Source organism: Plantactinospora alkalitolerans (assembly GCF_015690345.1).
GTDB lineage: Bacteria > Actinomycetota > Actinomycetes > Mycobacteriales > Micromonosporaceae > Plantactinospora > Plantactinospora alkalitolerans.
This window is the reverse complement of record NZ_JADPUN010000252.1, coordinates 1-13,604: the sequence shown is the minus strand read 5'-3', so window position 1 is coordinate 13,604 and position 13,604 is coordinate 1. Positions and strand designations below refer to the sequence as shown.

Below are 13,604 nucleotides of genomic sequence, written 5' to 3'. Positions count from 1 at the left end.
ACCGGCTGAACGCGCGTCCGTGCAACGTGGCGGGCTTGTTCCTGGCGAAGCTGCGTACGCTGGTCGAGGCCCGGCCGAAGCCGACCTGGCAGATGGTGCTCGCCGCCGACGCGGCCGACCCGAACTCCCGGGACGCGTTGAAGCTCGCCGAGATCGCGGCCCGGACCTGGCAGCAGCTCCGGCCGGAGCTGTTGACCCTGCCGGACCGACGGTTGCCACTGCTGCTCTTCGACGCCGCGCCGCTCGCCCGCTACGGCGCGATGGAAATGCTGGAGGATCTGGCGGACCTGGCCCGGGGCGGTGTGGCTGCTCTGCCCGATGCAGGACCCGTGGCAGCTTCCCCGGCTCGACGCCACGGTGGTGCCGGTGGCCCAGGACGAGTGGGTGCTGCTGCCGGACGCCTGGGTGGCAACGAGCACCGGCACGGCCGACCACCGCAGTGACCGGTGGCCCAACAACTCAGCGATGTGGAGCGGCGGCCAAGACGTCTAACTGTACGCGGAAGCTGGGACCGACGAGCCCGGCGACGAACAGGATGGACACGGTCGGTTTATGGTTGTCGAGCCAGCGGGCAAGCTCAGCCCTCAGCCGCTCCAAGTCGACATCACCGACAAGGTAGATGGTCAATTTTGTCACGTCGTGGACCCGCATGTCGGCGGCGAGAAGGTTCTGACGGACGTTTTCGAGCGCGAGCACCAGTTGTTCGATCGCGTCCTCTGGCACGTGTCCGTCCGGTCGGATGCCGAACTGGCCAGAGAGCACCAACCAGCGCCCCTCGCCAACCTCGGCCTGGTGGTGGAAACCGGTGATCGGCGAGTGGACCCGCTCCGGCGCGGGATTGCGAAATTTTGTGTTTGTTTTCCACAACCGTCGACTCCACCGACGACGATCCGCCGGATCCTCGCCGGTCCGCGTCACTTCAAACATCTCTACCGTCCTCGGGTGGCCGGCTCAGTCCGGGCCGGTCCGGGAGAGGTGGGACACCGCTTCTTTGGTGAAAGCTTCCGCGAAATCACGGAGGAAGGCGAGGACCTGATCGATTTCCGGAGTTGACGCATCGGTATCGATGCGCGTGGTGACGCGCAGGTTGCCGTGTCGAAGTTCGTAGAGAACCTCCACTCCGGCGGCGTCGAGGTTCTCGAAGCGGTAATCCTTCGGGTCGAGCGGAGCTACCGTCTGGAAATAGTGCCCTTCGTCCCACCAGCCGCTGACGGCCTGTGTCGAAATCTCCGGCTTCCCCTGCATGAGGCGCTGCAACGAGGTCACCTCCGCCTTGTGAGCGTCCTCGGCATCCTCGTGTTTTGGGTACGTCCGCAGCCTGACAGTGCCAGCCGGATCAAACTCCCCGAACTCGGTACGGAAGCGTTTACTCTCGTCGTAGGCCCTGATGGCGCAGCTCAGGTAGACGTCGCTACCCCGAGTGTCGAACTGCACCGTCGGATCGTAGGAGGATCTGAGTTTGAGACCGAACCGTGTAGCGACCTCCGCCATCTTCATGCGTTCGCACATGTTCGGGGTCGCCTGCCCGTACGTCACACGTGGCTCGGGGGTCTCGGTCGGCTCCGGGCTGGAGTCGCATCCACCGATGACAAGCACGGCAACTGCGGCGAGAACTGTCCAGGGTCGAACGATCGGATAACGGTCTCGACGGTGTACCTGCATGCCGACAACTCCGTTCATCGGGCCCGCGGTAGATAGAAGTCGCTGCTGTTGGTGCCGTCGAGCAATCGGGGCTGTCGAGGTACCAGCCGACCGTCCTCCTCATCCGGCGCGTCCCGAATGGACTCCATCCGAGAGAGGGCGCCCGTCACCAGTTCATTAAGATCCTCATACTGCTCGTTCGAGTTCCGATCGATGAGTGTGATGGCGTCGGTCAGAGCGTGCAGTAGCTCTTCGGCGGTGCCTCCGGTCAGGGCATGTCGATCCATGGGATTTGACGCTGCTCCGCTCGCCACTGCGGAGGTGGCGGCGCTGGCCATATCGAGGCTGTTGGCCCAGAGGTCCCGACCCTTTGCCATGGGTACGAACGCGCTAACGATGATCATGGCGTGCTTGGTGGACTGGTCCCGTTGCTCCGCCGCCGCCTGCTGGGGGCGTTTGTGCAACTGTTCCAGGAGCGCATCGCGGGTGGCGTGCAGCACGTTCATCAGGCTCTGCTGGGTGAGGTCGACGGTGGTGTGCGCGGCCTCTAGGCCGGTGACAAGCGCATCGAGCATCCGGTGGTGGCTCGCCAGGGTCTGCTCGAACGGGTTGTAGAAGTTAGTGGCGAAGTCCTCGGCCGCCTCACCGGACCAGTTGCCGAGGGTGTGCCGCAGCTTGCCGAAGTCGTGGGGCACGAAGTCTTCCAACCGCGTCAGTGCATCTCGCACCGGTTGCACGATGTCGTTGGAGTAGACGGACCCGGTGGGGTGGGCCAGTGGCTTGACCATTGATTTGATCGAGTCCACATTGTCCGACGCCCACCCTGCGGCCTTCGCCTTGTACTCCTCGACCTGCTTCTGGATCTCTTCCTCTATCGAATCCTGCCAGATCAGGCGTGGCGGAAACGGCGGCGGCACGCACCAGGTACGGCTGAACGAGACCGTCCCGGTGAACTCCACGGTGAACCAGGATCCGGAAGCGAACCCGGCAGCGGCGATCTCGGCGAGTACTTCAAACGAACTGGACTCGATATCGCCCATGTACGCGAACACCTGGTCGATGTAGTGCAACTCGGCCAGGTAGGTGCCGATCTCGTTGAGGGAGTGGTGCATCTGGCGGTAGTCGAAGGGGATCGAAGCGTCGACCATGGCGTCTCCCGTCTGGCCAGGTCAGTCAACGATGTTGCGGGGAATGCGGGGATCTGCCAGCGGTGGGTCCCCGGGGGCCGGAGGATCGGGCGGGGCGAGGGCGGGGCGCTGGTAGTCCGACGCGTTGTTGCCGAGGAGCCGAGTGAACTCACTGGCCGCTGCCTCGTCCGTGGCCGCGTACCGGTCGGCGATGGTGACCAGCGCGGCGCCGACCTCCGACATCCGCAGCGAGGTCAGCCGCAACACGTCCTGCACCTCTGCACGCAACTCCAGCAGACGCTGCTGGGCCGGGCCGATCCCCCGCCCGGGCAGGTCGAACTGCCCTTCCATCGCCCCGGTTGTCTGGTGTACCAACACGGTCACATCGGCGTAGGTCCTGGCGATCCGGGGCAGCTCGTTACGACCGGCCCGGTAGAGGTAGTAGAGGTGCGCGCCGAGTTCTCTGCCCGAGCCGACATCGCCGACGCTGCCGTCAGGACCGCGATACTCCGGCCGCCATCCCGGCTCGGTTGTCACCATGATCCCGTTACCCCCGATTCCCGGTGAAATTACCTCGGAGGTTATAGCACGAAGCGCGACCGCCTCATCACCCCACAGTCAGGAACCTGTGGATAACTTCAATGCTCGTGCCACCCCCGACCCCCGATCACGATCCGTGTTCCTCGGCGATATCCCAGGTGAGTTCCTCGCCGTCGGTCTCCTGGATGAACTTCTTCCAACCCGGCAAGGGTGGCGGTGCGTTCCCGGATGAAGCCCTCGCGGTCGTCGGCCAGTAGCCGGGCCAGCGCGGCCGGCGGGATGGCGTGGCCGACCGCGACCGCCTCAGCGGCAGGTCGAGCAGAGCGTCACGGACCGAGACGCCGGGCGGGGTGGGCAGGACGATCCGGTTGGCGATGCTCGACGCCGCACGCACACCGGTGACAACGCGTCGGTAGGCGGCGGAGCCGGATCGGGCCAACAGGTCGACCAGGCCAAATCCACGTGGTGGGTTCTGGGCGAGGACTACCAGGTCAACTACAACCCGAGCCGGCTATCGTCGTCGGACGAACGGCCGCCGATCGGGGCCTCTTCCACGAATTCGCTCAGGTCTACGATTACGGAAACGACACTCTCGCTCCCGGTACTCATGAGGGGCCCGACGATGTCGGGGTCAACAACAGGGAACGAGAGGCCGTCGGCCTTCCAGTCGACGAAGACGATGACCCGAACACGCCCGGCCAGATCGACCCCGACCACCCCTACAGCTACACCGAAAACGCTTTCCGTGACGAGCTGGGCTGGCCCAAGAGGACGTCGCACAGATGATCAAGAGGTTGCTCGTTGTCTGCGGCGCGGCGCTTACCCTCGTGACGCTGGTTGGCTGCGCGGATGCGTACGAGGATTTCGAGCCGGAGTGGACCCCGACCGGCGCCAGGCCGATGGCGAGCTTCGACGCCAAGGTGGCCCGTCGGGCGGAAGACCTGGACATCCGATATACATTCCGCAATCAGGGCACGGAGTCGATCGTCGCTTATGTCGGGGTGGAGGGAGGTGCCGCCTCGCATGCCTGGGATGTCTACGTGTCCGCTCGGAAGGATGACACGGTGGAAGTGGCGAAACGCACCTTCGTCATCCCGCCGGGGGTGGACGCCGACGCGATCGGCACCATCGAAGGCATGGTCATTCCACCTGGCGAGGAGGTCACCGAAAAATTCTCGATTGACTTGCCGCTGGAAGGTAACCGCCCCTACGTCGGCAGGGTCAAGCTCCCAGAGCCGGTGCGCGAGGTGGTTTTCTGTCTCGGCGCCGTGCGCCAGCGCGAAGCCGCTACGCCGAAGCGCGCCGAGAATGGCCGCGGGAAGTATCCGCTGAACGGGCCACAGCATCTCTTCTGTTCGCCGCCCACCAAGCTGTGATCCGGCGACGGCCCTTGGACAGGTGGTGCGGCGGTTGGGGCCGGAAGGTTGCGTAACGCAGTGATGCCAGCCCGGTACGGTGGGGCGGTTCGATGCGGCGGAGCATGAGGGTGGGCGGACTGAGATCGATCGTCGGGCGTTGCTGAAGGACCTACAGGGCCAGGTCAGGGCGTTGGAGAAGGACCTGGTCGAGTAGATCGGCAGCTCCGGCGAGCACTACGAAAGCTCCGACCCGAGTACGACCGGGCGTTCGGGTTAGAAGCGTACGGCGGCGACCTGGCCGGCGTGGCGGGACGAGCGGGTGACCCAGACAGCGGTGGCCTGGGTGCTGGGCTCGGTCTTCGTCGGTTCGGCGAGGACAACGGGCTGTTCGGCGACGCCTGTTATCTGGCCGGGCCGGAGAAGGACCGGGCGGTACTGGCCGAGGAATTGCAGGACGACTACTTCCGCCAGCATCGGGAGAAGACCGACCGGGACTGGCTGCTGGCGTCGTTCGAGCACATCGGCGGGACGCAGGCCGGGCGCTACTGTTCGACCCCGAGCACAACCCGGCGTACCGGATCCCGATCAGCCACGACGCGGCCAAGGCGCCTCGACGGCAGCCTCGGAGCGATCAACTCGGAGGTAGGGATGCCGCCGGCATCGTTCGGCCCTGTCGTTCAGCGCGTTGTGAACCCGCTGGCGCGGGGTAGACCGCTGGTGAAGCTGGCCCAGGCATACGGGGTGAACCGCAGCACCGGCCCTGTCGGGTTCTTCGAGTCCCGTACCCCGATCGCCCCGGCAAGCTCAGCGACCTCGACACAGTCAGAGCCACTGGCACTACTACGGCTACTCTTCCGCCAAACAGCGCGGTCCAGGTCGGCGGTGGTCATCTGACTCCTTCGGCTACTGACTCGGGTACTCGTCCGCCACCCGTTTGAGGAACTCGGCGGACTCATCCGGGTCGAGTGCCTTCGCGCGCAGGTGGTCGAACACGAGTCTATGTCGCGCCACCTGCTCCTCCTCTTCGAGCAGGGCGGTCGTCGCGTCGTTGTCGACGTAGACGATTGTCGGGTCGAGCACCGGGTCGTCGTAGTCGAGGATGGTGAACGGACCGCCCATGGCGGCATGCGCTCCGGCGACAAACGGCAGGATCTGGATCTCGATCCTTGGATTGCCGCACGCCTCGATCAGCCGAGCGTTCTGGGCTCGCATCACTCTGTGGCCTCCGACAACCCGCCGGACTGCCGCCTCGTCCAAGATGATCCAGAGCTTCGGTGGCACGTCCCTGGAGAGCAGCGCTTTTCGTGCGGTTCGGGCCGCTACGCGGCGGTCAACCTCGTCCGGATCGGCAGTGGTCCGGCCGGCCAGGATGATCGCGCGGGCGTACTCCTCGGTCTGCAACAACCCAGGCACGTAGAGGCTCTGGAAGGTGCTGATCGCGGCGGCCTCCGCCTCGAACCCGATGTAGTCGTCGGGCAGGACGTCGCCGTACGCGTTCCACCAGCCCTTCAGACGAGCCTGGCGGGCGAGGGTGCTCAGCGTCTCCCGGTCCTCGGCGGACGGCTGGTAGATCCTCAGCAGGTCTTGCACGTTCTGTTGGGTGACCCGCGAGTGCCCGAGCTCGACACGGATCATCTTGGACCGGTGCCAACCGAGTTCGGTCGCAACGCTCTCGGCGGTCAGCCCGGCCGCCTCCCGCAGCCGGCGCAACTCTCGGCGCAGCCGTCGCGCTCGGATCGTCGGACTCGGAATCGAAGCCACTACCTCACCTCCCTGAAGCCAGAACGATCGTCGTCGCTGAACACCGCCGATGTCAACACTGCTTCCTGATCACCAACAACATTTCTCCACTTACGACGTTGCAAACTCACCTCCAGATCGGCCATGCTCTCTGTAGCGACCCACTCACTCATGACGATCAACGCCTGGAGGCTCGCGTGACACAGAACAACTCGCCGGACTGGGACCGGCTGCGTCGCGAGTGGACGCCACCCGAGCCACTCCCGCCCGTACCGGCCGCCCACAGTGCACAGCCTGAGCCGTACGCCGATCTCTTCGCCGCGCTCGACCGGGCCGACCAGTGGAACCACAACGAGCCGGTCACCTGCGGCCGGGCCGGACCCGACGGTGAGGTGTGCGTCCGGGCCGCCGACCATCCCGGCTGCCACTGGGACAGCGTCCTCGGCGGCTCGTGCTGGAGCGCCGAAGAGCCGACCGGTCCGGCCAGCTACTGCGACCGGACGGAGGACCGGTGATCCGGGGTACCCGGGGCGGCCGGCTCCCGCCGTACCCCCGAGTTTGTCCCTGCCGGCACTGCGGCCTCGTCGTGCTGCACGACAACGACGGCAACTGGATCCACGCCAGCCTTTCCTACACCTGCCGCGACCGCTGGGGCGGCGTGGCTGGCACCACCGCCGAACCCGCCGCTCCGGGCCCCGCCGACGCCTGACCCGATGCGGCGCGAGGACGCGGGTCGCAGCGGCTTCGGCGATGGTCGATACTTCAGGGGTGCGGAGAACAGTCCGGGCGGCGGCCACCGTCGCACTCCTGACGGCGACGACGGCATCGGTGGGCTGCGACGGCCCGGCACCTGACGCCGGCCCGCCGACCACCGCCCCGACGTCGCCGGCCGAGTTGTCCCCCGGCCCGCTCCGGCTGCCCAGCAGGGCGCCCGGCGACCGGTGTCCGACCACCGCACCGAAGCCCTGGTCCGGGCCGGGCGAGGCGACCCAGGTGCTCGGCCCCGGTCCGGTCTACCCGGTCGCGGACTACTTCCGGGACGGCGCGGTGCTGCGGCTGCGCGAGGACGACCGGCAGCCGGACGGCACGTACCGGAAGAAGGTCCGGTGGATAGCCACCGGCTACACCGGTCCGGTGCTGGTACGGGCAGCCCGGATCGACGCGCCGGGCAGCGCCACCGTCGCGTTCTCGTACACCGGCGGGCCCCGCGACGGCGGGCACTACGCCGTGCTGACCAATCCGGACAGCGACCTGCCGGGTACGACGACGGTCGACGGTCCGGGCTGCTACGCCTACCAGGTCGACGGGACCACGTTCAGTTTGACCATTGTGTTCCGTGCCGCCCCGGAGGCGCCGTCATCGGCGGGTTCCGGCCGGTGACCGGCGCCGGGTAGGGCGTCAGGACAGCGTGTCACCGCCGGACAGGGCCCGGATGTACACGCTGCCGCTGCCGTCGGGCACGACCTCGACCACTCCGTCGGTGAATTGAAGTTCGCCCGCCTGCCGCATCGCCACCTCGATCCGCACCAGCTTGGTGGGTATGCGTACGTGCCGGGCGAACGTGCCGACCGGTACGCCCTTGCGTACCTCGGCACAGACGTCGATGGTGGTGGTGCCGTCGGCGTTGCGCGAAACGGCGGCGATGCCACGATCCGTCGGAGGCATGAGCGGTTCCTCTCTGCTCGTACCGCAGGACGTTCCGAAGGTCCCGCCTGCGGAAGGGATTCTGGACGTTTTCAGGGCACGACCGGCTCGAACGGGCTCCGGGCCGGTACCGGACTGTGGAACATCACCCGGCGCCAGTCGCCGGCAAAGCAGAACACCCCGCACGTCGTACGGATGCCCAACCGGCCGGGCAACCGGGACGCCGTCACGTGCCGTGGCACGCTGCCCATCGAGTACACGCTGGCGATGTCGGGCCAGAGCGAGATGCTGAGTACGACCCGCCGCCGCCAGTCGACCACCACCCGGCTGCCGATCAGCCCGTCAGCGAGCCGCGCGACGTCCCGCTTGACCCGGTGGTGCAGTACGAGCAGCATCAGCAGGCGGGCGAGGGTGCCGCACTCGAACCGGGTCACCACGACCTGGCCGCCGCCGGGTTGCAACTCGAACAGCGGGGTCAGGTCAGCAGACTCGCGACGATCACCCCCGCCGTCGACAGGATCAGCAGCCCCGATCCGCGTCTCACCCACCTCACCCATGATCCACTCCATCCCGCCTCGGTACGCCGGTCGGCTCCGGCCGCCAGCGTGGTGACCACGACCACCAGCATCGAACCCACCGAGATCGCGGCCAGCACCGCGACAGCCAGCGACGGCTGGGTCAGGGCCACCGCCGCCACGGCCACCCAGATCAGCGAGGTGGTCTTCTGGGTGGTGAACAGCAGTCCCAGGTCGAACCCCCAGGTGACGCCGAGCGCGCCCGGCGACAGCCGGTGCCACAGCCTCTGCGGGACCTGGCGCCATACGTGCGGTGTGCGCTGCGCCAGGTCCGCCGATCCGAGCAGCACGCACACCCCGGCGAGCACGCCGACGGCGACCGGACCCGGCAACGGCTCCAGCAGCCGGCCCAGCAGGTACACCGGCACGGCCAGAACGACCGCGCCGGCCGCCGCGCCGACGAGCAGACCGGTCAGGAACCGCGTCCCCTCCGCCCGGGAGCGGTGCAGCATCGGGCTGGCGACCCCAGCCATGGACAGTCCTCACGGGCTGAACGCCTGTAGGACCGCGCCCAGCAGCCCGATCGTCAGGATCGCCCAGGACGCCACACCTACCTCCCCGGCTACTGGCAACTGTAGGCGGAGGCGACGGTGTGCCCGTACGAGTCCTTGGCCTCGCAGCACTGGCAGCGCACGTATCCGGCGTGCCAGCAGTGCCAGACGTAGTGTGACCCGCTCTTGCACGCGGAGACCGACATGGTCGGGTGGAACTCCAGGCTGCAGCAGGCGTAGGCGTAGGCCGCCGCCGCCGGTCCGCTGCGGCCGAACACCGCGACCGCCGCGGCGAGGCCGCTGGCCCCGATTCCCGCGAAGATCCGGCGCCGGCCGGTCTTCCGATGCTGGACGCCGTCGTCGCCGGCGGACCCCCCAGCTTGATCGTCCGCGCCCTCAGCTCGCTGGTGCGGCGCACTACTCATCGCACGACCTCCTCGGATCGCCGCTCGTTCAGGATCTGGACACTGCGCGCCAGCAGCGCGGCGACGTCGTCGAAGAGCAACGCCGCCCGGGCCCGACCGGCGGCGAACAGCACCGCGGCCGGACTGGTGTGGATGTCGAACTCGTTCTGGACCCACTCACCGGCCACGTCGACGTGGTACGGAAGCCGGTCCAGGCCATATGTCGCGACGAACTCCGCGCCGCTGTCGGCGTTGCCGCAGGTGATCACGACACCGAGCAGCGGCCCGCCGTCGACGCCGGTACCGGCCAGCGCGGCGACCTCGGGCGCGAGCTGGCGGCAGGTGTTGCAGACGGTGCTCAGTACGAGCAGGACCGCCCGGTCGGCCGAACCCAGCGGTGCCAACCGGTCCGGCCAGTCGGCCGGCACGTGACCGAGCCGCGCCTGTTCCAGCGGCAGCACCTCGGCCGACCGGCTCCGGCTCGCCGGATCACCGACCCGGGACGCCAGCTCGCCCACCATCGCGAAGAGCACGACCATGCCGGCGGCCAGCACCAGTAGCACGAGTCCGAAGAACAGCTCCATCGACACTCCTCACGTCACTCACGTCGCGTCGGGCCGGGCGGAGGGACGCAGCAGCCGCCACGCCAGGCGCCGGTGCAGCCACAGGCAGAACAGCACCATCGCCGCCGCGGTGATCGCCGGGGCGCGGGTCCCGGATGCCGGCGCCGTCGGCACCGCGGCGATGTCGAGCACTCCGAGCGCGACGAACGCCGCGCCGACGAGCACGTTGCGGGCCCCGAGCGGGTACGGGCCGCCGCCGAGACAGCCGCACGGCAGTGCGCTGCGGCGCCGCCAGCCGGCGGCCCCGGCGAGTGCGAAGACCGCACCCAGCCCGATCACCGCGACTCCGACGGCGGCGCGGGCGGCCGGGATCAGCAGGCCCAGACCGACGGCGATCTCCACGGCCCCGAAGACCCGGACGGCGCTCGCAGAGACGGTGTGAGCGCTGCCATGGAGAAGTTCTTCGACCGCGCTGCGGACCGGCTGCGGCACCACCGTCTTGGTGACACCGGCCACCAGGAGAACCGCTGCGAACAGGGAATTAACCGAGACAAGCAGCAAACCGTCGACACCCACCGGCACCCCCGCGTCGTCTGCCGATCGAGATGAACGCTCACATCCGGTGATCGACAGCGTACGAGGTGACGGCCCGCCTGGACAATAGACCAACCTAGATCTTTTCTTCCGACCGGCTTGCCGCAGTCGCTCAGGACGATGACAGGACGTATCGACGCTCACGTACCTCCGAACCGGACCGCTGCCGGGTCCCGAAAGATCGCTTAGGCTGGCGCTGAAGCCGATGTCTGTCGACGGCGGATGCGCGGATGCGGCCTTCGACGAGCGGATGCGGCCTTCGACGAGTGGGGATGGCGTGATCCTGGAACGGGTGTGGCGGGAGTTGCGAGGGCAGTCTCGGTGGTCCTACTGGGGGATGCTGGCATCGGCGGGTTGCACCTTCGCCGCGCTGCTGTTGGGGGGCCCGAACCACGGGTTCGGTGGCCCGGTGCTGTACTTCGTCGTGCTGTGTGGGTCAGGTGCGCTGCTCGTGTTGTCGATCATCTCGCTGCTGTTGCGGAACGGGTCGGACGCCGGCGACCGGTAGCGCGGGCATGGCCGTCCAAGGTCGATTGAGGACGTCCCAACCGAAGCGGACGGTCACCGGGTTACGAGACATCCCTCAGGTGCGGGGTGACGGTACCGCCAGCAGCGGGATCGTCATCTCGGTCGCCGTACACGAGCCGTGGTACGCGATCAGGGTCGTCTCGATCGGGTTGTACGTCTTCGACGCGAGCACCACGGTCTCGCCCAGGCAGCCGACCACCACGTCACCGATGCGCTCCAGATGTGCCTCGGGCACCGGCCCGAACCATCCAGCCGACACCGCCTCGGCCCTGGTGGCGACCCACGCCTGCTCGCCCAGCACCTCCGACCAGGCGGCGACGACGTCGGCGGTCGCGCCCGGCAGGGTGTGCAGGTAGCGGACCCGGGCCTCCCCCGCCACCACCCGTACGCCGGCTCGAAGCCGGGGATCGGTGTCCAGGTCGTACCGGCCCTCCGCCGGTATGTTGAGCTGCCCGTGGTCGGCGGTGGCCAGCAACGCGGCGTCCGGCGGCAACCCGTCAACCAGCCGGGCGAGCAGACCGTCGACGGCGGCGACGGCGGACTGCCAGTCGGCCGAGCCGATGCCGCTGAGATGCCCGTGCCGGTCCACGTCCGGGTGGTAGCCGTACACCAGGGTCGGGCCGGGGCCGGCGGTCAGCGCGGCGAGCATCTCGGTCGCCAGCGCGTCGACGTCGCCCGCACCCCGATGCGCCCCGGCACCGCCGTACGCGGCCAGGCTGAGACCGCTGCTGGCGAGTTCCGGCCGGCTCACCACGGTCACCGCGACCCCGGCCGTCTCGGCCTGCCGCAACCGGGTCGGCAACGGCTGCCAGCGACGCGGGTCGGGGTCACCCGTCGACTCGACGGGACGCGCCGGTAGCGCTTCCCCGGCCGGGGCGCCGGGCCGTTCCCCGGCCGTCGACCTCGGCTGCTCCTCGGTGCCGACGGGCTGCTCCTCGGTGCCGGCGGGCTGCTCCCCGCTGCCGGCGGGCTGCTCCCTGGTGCCGGCGGGCGGCCAGGACCCGCTCGGGCGGTGCCCGCCGACCGGCGACCCCGGGCCGCCACCCGGGAAGTTCGGACCATCGGTGGGTGACCCCGGCCAGTCGATGTGGGTGAGGACCCGATCCGTTCCGGGCACGTTGACGTGGAAGCCGAGCACGCCGTGCGCCCCGGGCGCGGCACCGGTGCCCAGACTCACCAGGCTGGTCGGGGTGGTGGACGGGAAACCGCAGGTCAACGGGCGTCCGAACCGGGCGGCCAGGTCGGTCAGGGTCGGCGCGTGCGGGGCGGCGGTCGGCAACTGGTACCAGCCGAGGCCGTCGACCAGCAGCACCGCGATCCGGCGTACCCCGGCCAGTGCGGCGGTCAGCCCCAACGGGTCGACCCGGTCGACGCCCAGCACCGCCAACGCGCTCGGCATCACGTCGGCCAGGCTGCCGCCGAAGTAGTCCGGCCGGACCTGCTGGAGTGGGCCCGTCATGCCGGTCGGCGGGCGAACAGGTGCAACTGGGCGGCGATGTCCCGGTAGGGCGGCTGGGCCGAGGCGGCCAACTCCAGGTCGAGCAGGGCCGGTGGATCCGCCTCGGCGGCAACCGCCGGGATCAGGTCGGCGAAGACGCGTACGCCGTGGGTCTGCTCGACCTCCAGCCCGGCGGACCGGAGCAACGCGGCGGCACCGTCGGCGTCGTAGCGCCGCCGCAGGGTGTCCCGCGATCCGGCGTGCCCATCGGGATCGGTGAGCAGCGCGGCGGCGACGTCGAGGTGGCCGTTCATCACCCGGCTGAGTACGGCGGCGGCCCGGTTCGCCACCAGTACGCTGGCCGCGCCGCCGGGGCGCAGCGCGGTGCCGATCGCCGCGACCACCCCGGCCGGATCGTCGACCACCTCCAGTACGGCGTGACAGAGCACCAGGTCGGCGCTGGCCGGCTCGATCAGCCCGGCGAGGGCGTCACCGTCGCCCTGCACGGCACGTACCCGCTCGGCGACCCCGCGTTCGGCGGCCCGCCGGTCCAGCGCGGCGAGCGCGTCGGGGCTGGCGTCGACCACCGTCACCTGGTGGCCGGCCTCGGCCAGCGGCACCGCGAACCCGCCGGTCCCGCCGCCGACATCGAGCACGGTGAGCGCCCGGCCCGCCTGCCGGTCGAGTTCCCGCCGGAGCACGGCCCAGACCGCGGCGGTACGGGGACCGGCCGGTGGGCCGCTGGCCGGCACCTGCCGACCGGATGCCCGGTTCTCTGTTCGCTCCACCCGACGAGCCTAAGCCACCCGGCGGCGCCGTCCCCGTCGGCCGTCGCGCCGCCGGTCGCGCCGCCGGTCGCGCCACCCGTCGCGGCCGCCGGTTAGGAAGGGGCCCTTCTTCTACAGAAAGCGATAAGAAGGGGCCCTTCCTTACATGTCAGCGGAAGTCGCGGGAGGTGGGG

General features: G+C 69.1%; 23 protein-coding genes. 7 read left to right on the top strand and 16 right to left on the bottom strand.

Annotated features, from left to right (window positions below):
- Positions 1-35 precede the first annotated feature (35 nt).
- On the top strand, positions 36-443 hold the full coding sequence (locus I0C86_RS28395) for a hypothetical protein (RefSeq protein WP_196204370.1): 408 nt from the start codon (positions 36-38) through the stop codon (positions 441-443).
- A 16-nt stretch (positions 444-459) separates the two neighbouring features.
- Here I0C86_RS28395 and I0C86_RS28390 read toward each other — a convergent pair whose 3' ends face one another.
- The 5 genes from I0C86_RS28390 to I0C86_RS28370 form a co-directional block, all read right to left on the bottom strand.
- Complete coding sequence (locus I0C86_RS28390) at positions 460-927, bottom strand: RidA family protein (protein WP_196204369.1); 468 nt, start codon at positions 925-927, stop codon at positions 460-462.
- A 24-nt stretch (positions 928-951) separates the two neighbouring features.
- A complete protein-coding gene (locus tag I0C86_RS28385; protein ID WP_196204368.1) occupies positions 952-1,680 on the bottom strand; it encodes a hypothetical protein in 729 nt (242 codons plus the stop codon).
- Positions 1,677-2,789: a hypothetical protein gene (locus tag I0C86_RS28380; RefSeq protein WP_196204367.1), complete on the bottom strand. Its 1,113-nt coding sequence runs from the start codon at positions 2,787-2,789 to the stop codon at positions 1,677-1,679. Before I0C86_RS28380 ends, I0C86_RS28385 begins: the two co-directional genes overlap by 4 nt.
- Positions 2,790-2,810: 21 nt before the next feature.
- Positions 2,811-3,308 (bottom strand): hypothetical protein, encoded by a 498-nt coding sequence (locus I0C86_RS28375; RefSeq protein ID WP_196204366.1) that lies wholly within the window; start codon positions 3,306-3,308, stop codon positions 2,811-2,813.
- 127 nt (positions 3,309-3,435) lie between these two features.
- Entirely contained in the window at positions 3,436-3,747 is a 312-nt protein-coding gene (locus tag I0C86_RS28370) for a hypothetical protein (RefSeq protein WP_196204365.1), read from the bottom strand.
- Positions 3,748-3,770: 23 nt separating this feature from the next.
- On the opposite strand from I0C86_RS28370, the gene I0C86_RS45595 reads away from it, so the two are divergent.
- Both I0C86_RS45595 and I0C86_RS28360 read left to right on the top strand, forming a co-directional pair.
- Complete coding sequence (locus tag I0C86_RS45595; protein ID WP_407676361.1) at positions 3,771-4,094, top strand: M91 family zinc metallopeptidase; 324 nt, start codon at positions 3,771-3,773, stop codon at positions 4,092-4,094.
- Positions 4,091-4,684: a hypothetical protein gene (locus tag I0C86_RS28360; RefSeq protein WP_196204364.1), complete on the top strand. Its 594-nt coding sequence runs from the start codon at positions 4,091-4,093 to the stop codon at positions 4,682-4,684. The genes I0C86_RS45595 and I0C86_RS28360 overlap by 4 nt, the downstream gene beginning before the upstream one ends.
- A gap of 255 nt (positions 4,685-4,939) precedes the next feature.
- Here the strand turns inward: I0C86_RS28360 and I0C86_RS28355 are convergent, their stop codons facing one another.
- The 3 genes from I0C86_RS28355 to I0C86_RS28345 form a co-directional block, all read right to left on the bottom strand.
- Complete coding sequence (locus I0C86_RS28355) at positions 4,940-5,140, bottom strand: hypothetical protein (protein ID WP_196204363.1); 201 nt, start codon at positions 5,138-5,140, stop codon at positions 4,940-4,942.
- Between the two features lie 203 nt (positions 5,141-5,343).
- On the bottom strand, positions 5,344-5,556 hold the full coding sequence (locus tag I0C86_RS28350) for a DUF397 domain-containing protein (RefSeq protein ID WP_196204362.1): 213 nt from the start codon (positions 5,554-5,556) through the stop codon (positions 5,344-5,346).
- 13 nt (positions 5,557-5,569) lie between these two features.
- Positions 5,570-6,427, bottom strand: a complete 858-nt coding sequence (locus I0C86_RS28345; protein WP_196204361.1) for a DUF5753 domain-containing protein — start codon at positions 6,425-6,427, stop codon at positions 5,570-5,572.
- A gap of 176 nt (positions 6,428-6,603) precedes the next feature.
- On the opposite strand from I0C86_RS28345, the gene I0C86_RS28340 reads away from it, so the two are divergent.
- From I0C86_RS28340 to I0C86_RS28330, 3 genes are read left to right on the top strand one after another with little or no spacing between them, the layout of a single operon-like run.
- Positions 6,604-6,921 carry a hypothetical protein gene (locus tag I0C86_RS28340; protein WP_196204360.1) on the top strand — a complete coding sequence of 106 codons (318 nt, stop codon included), beginning with the start codon at positions 6,604-6,606 and terminating at the stop codon, positions 6,919-6,921.
- A complete protein-coding gene (locus I0C86_RS28335; protein ID WP_230394926.1) occupies positions 6,918-7,115 on the top strand; it encodes a hypothetical protein in 198 nt (65 codons plus the stop codon). Before I0C86_RS28340 ends, I0C86_RS28335 begins: the two co-directional genes overlap by 4 nt.
- A 59-nt stretch (positions 7,116-7,174) precedes the next feature.
- The gene (locus I0C86_RS28330) at positions 7,175-7,786 is read left to right on the top strand and encodes a hypothetical protein (protein WP_196204359.1); all 612 of its coding nucleotides are present in this window, start codon (positions 7,175-7,177) and stop codon (positions 7,784-7,786) included.
- 18 nt (positions 7,787-7,804) lie between these two features.
- On the opposite strand, the gene I0C86_RS28325 is transcribed toward I0C86_RS28330, so the two are convergent.
- The 6 genes from I0C86_RS28325 to I0C86_RS28300 all read right to left on the bottom strand — a co-directional run bounded on the left by I0C86_RS28325 (position 7,805) and on the right by I0C86_RS28300 (position 10,659).
- Complete coding sequence (locus tag I0C86_RS28325; RefSeq protein WP_196204358.1) at positions 7,805-8,071, bottom strand: hypothetical protein; 267 nt, start codon at positions 8,069-8,071, stop codon at positions 7,805-7,807.
- Positions 8,072-8,142: 71 nt separating this feature from the next.
- Complete coding sequence (locus tag I0C86_RS28320; protein WP_196204357.1) at positions 8,143-8,511, bottom strand: hypothetical protein; 369 nt, start codon at positions 8,509-8,511, stop codon at positions 8,143-8,145.
- A 14-nt stretch (positions 8,512-8,525) separates the two neighbouring features.
- Entirely contained in the window at positions 8,526-9,098 is a 573-nt protein-coding gene (locus I0C86_RS28315) for a hypothetical protein (RefSeq protein WP_196204356.1), read from the bottom strand.
- 89 nt (positions 9,099-9,187) lie between these two features.
- Positions 9,188-9,541 carry a hypothetical protein gene (locus I0C86_RS28310; RefSeq protein WP_196204355.1) on the bottom strand — a complete coding sequence of 118 codons (354 nt, stop codon included), beginning with the start codon at positions 9,539-9,541 and terminating at the stop codon, positions 9,188-9,190.
- Complete coding sequence (locus I0C86_RS28305) at positions 9,538-10,104, bottom strand: hypothetical protein (protein ID WP_196204354.1); 567 nt, start codon at positions 10,102-10,104, stop codon at positions 9,538-9,540. The genes I0C86_RS28310 and I0C86_RS28305 overlap by 4 nt, the downstream gene beginning before the upstream one ends.
- An 18-nt stretch (positions 10,105-10,122) precedes the next feature.
- Complete coding sequence (locus tag I0C86_RS28300; protein WP_323373885.1) at positions 10,123-10,659, bottom strand: MauE/DoxX family redox-associated membrane protein; 537 nt, start codon at positions 10,657-10,659, stop codon at positions 10,123-10,125.
- A gap of 223 nt (positions 10,660-10,882) precedes the next feature.
- Between I0C86_RS28300 and I0C86_RS28295 the strand changes: the two genes are divergently transcribed.
- Positions 10,883-11,185: a hypothetical protein gene (locus tag I0C86_RS28295; protein WP_196204352.1), complete on the top strand. Its 303-nt coding sequence runs from the start codon at positions 10,883-10,885 to the stop codon at positions 11,183-11,185.
- Positions 11,186-11,260: 75 nt separating this feature from the next.
- Here I0C86_RS28295 and I0C86_RS28290 read toward each other — a convergent pair whose 3' ends face one another.
- Together I0C86_RS28290 and I0C86_RS28285 are read right to left on the bottom strand one after the other, a co-directional pair.
- The gene (locus tag I0C86_RS28290) at positions 11,261-12,664 is read right to left on the bottom strand and encodes an alkaline phosphatase family protein (protein WP_196204351.1); all 1,404 of its coding nucleotides are present in this window, start codon (positions 12,662-12,664) and stop codon (positions 11,261-11,263) included.
- The gene (locus I0C86_RS28285) at positions 12,661-13,431 is read right to left on the bottom strand and encodes a methyltransferase domain-containing protein (RefSeq protein WP_196204350.1); all 771 of its coding nucleotides are present in this window, start codon (positions 13,429-13,431) and stop codon (positions 12,661-12,663) included. The genes I0C86_RS28290 and I0C86_RS28285 overlap by 4 nt, the downstream gene beginning before the upstream one ends.
- Between the last annotated feature and the right edge of the window lie 173 nt (positions 13,432-13,604).

What these genes read in the sequence shown, in the direction of transcription:
- I0C86_RS28355 (WP_196204363.1), bottom strand. Translation starts at nt 5,140, where the DNA reads ATGCTGGCGGAAGTAGTCGTCCTGCAATTCCTCGGCCAGTACCGCCCG.
- I0C86_RS28375 (WP_196204366.1), bottom strand. Translation starts at nt 3,308, where the DNA reads ATGGTGACAACCGAGCCGGGATGGCGGCCGGAGTATCGCGGTCCTGAC.
- I0C86_RS28315 (WP_196204356.1), bottom strand. Translation starts at nt 9,098, where the DNA reads ATGGCTGGGGTCGCCAGCCCGATGCTGCACCGCTCCCGGGCGGAGGGG.
- I0C86_RS28305 (WP_196204354.1), bottom strand. Translation starts at nt 10,104, where the DNA reads ATGGAGCTGTTCTTCGGACTCGTGCTACTGGTGCTGGCCGCCGGCATG.
- I0C86_RS28290 (WP_196204351.1), bottom strand. Translation starts at nt 12,664, where the DNA reads ATGACGGGCCCACTCCAGCAGGTCCGGCCGGACTACTTCGGCGGCAGC.
- I0C86_RS28350 (WP_196204362.1), bottom strand. Translation starts at nt 5,556, where the DNA reads ATGACCACCGCCGACCTGGACCGCGCTGTTTGGCGGAAGAGTAGCCGT.
- I0C86_RS28325 (WP_196204358.1), bottom strand. Translation starts at nt 8,071, where the DNA reads ATGCCTCCGACGGATCGTGGCATCGCCGCCGTTTCGCGCAACGCCGAC.
- I0C86_RS28295 (WP_196204352.1), top strand. Translation starts at nt 10,883, where the DNA reads ATGTCTGTCGACGGCGGATGCGCGGATGCGGCCTTCGACGAGCGGATG.
- I0C86_RS28380 (WP_196204367.1), bottom strand. Translation starts at nt 2,789, where the DNA reads ATGGTCGACGCTTCGATCCCCTTCGACTACCGCCAGATGCACCACTCC.
- I0C86_RS28360 (WP_196204364.1), top strand. Translation starts at nt 4,091, where the DNA reads ATGATCAAGAGGTTGCTCGTTGTCTGCGGCGCGGCGCTTACCCTCGTG.
- I0C86_RS28385 (WP_196204368.1), bottom strand. Translation starts at nt 1,680, where the DNA reads ATGAACGGAGTTGTCGGCATGCAGGTACACCGTCGAGACCGTTATCCG.
- I0C86_RS28310 (WP_196204355.1), bottom strand. Translation starts at nt 9,541, where the DNA reads ATGAGTAGTGCGCCGCACCAGCGAGCTGAGGGCGCGGACGATCAAGCT.
- I0C86_RS28390 (WP_196204369.1), bottom strand. Translation starts at nt 927, where the DNA reads ATGTTTGAAGTGACGCGGACCGGCGAGGATCCGGCGGATCGTCGTCGG.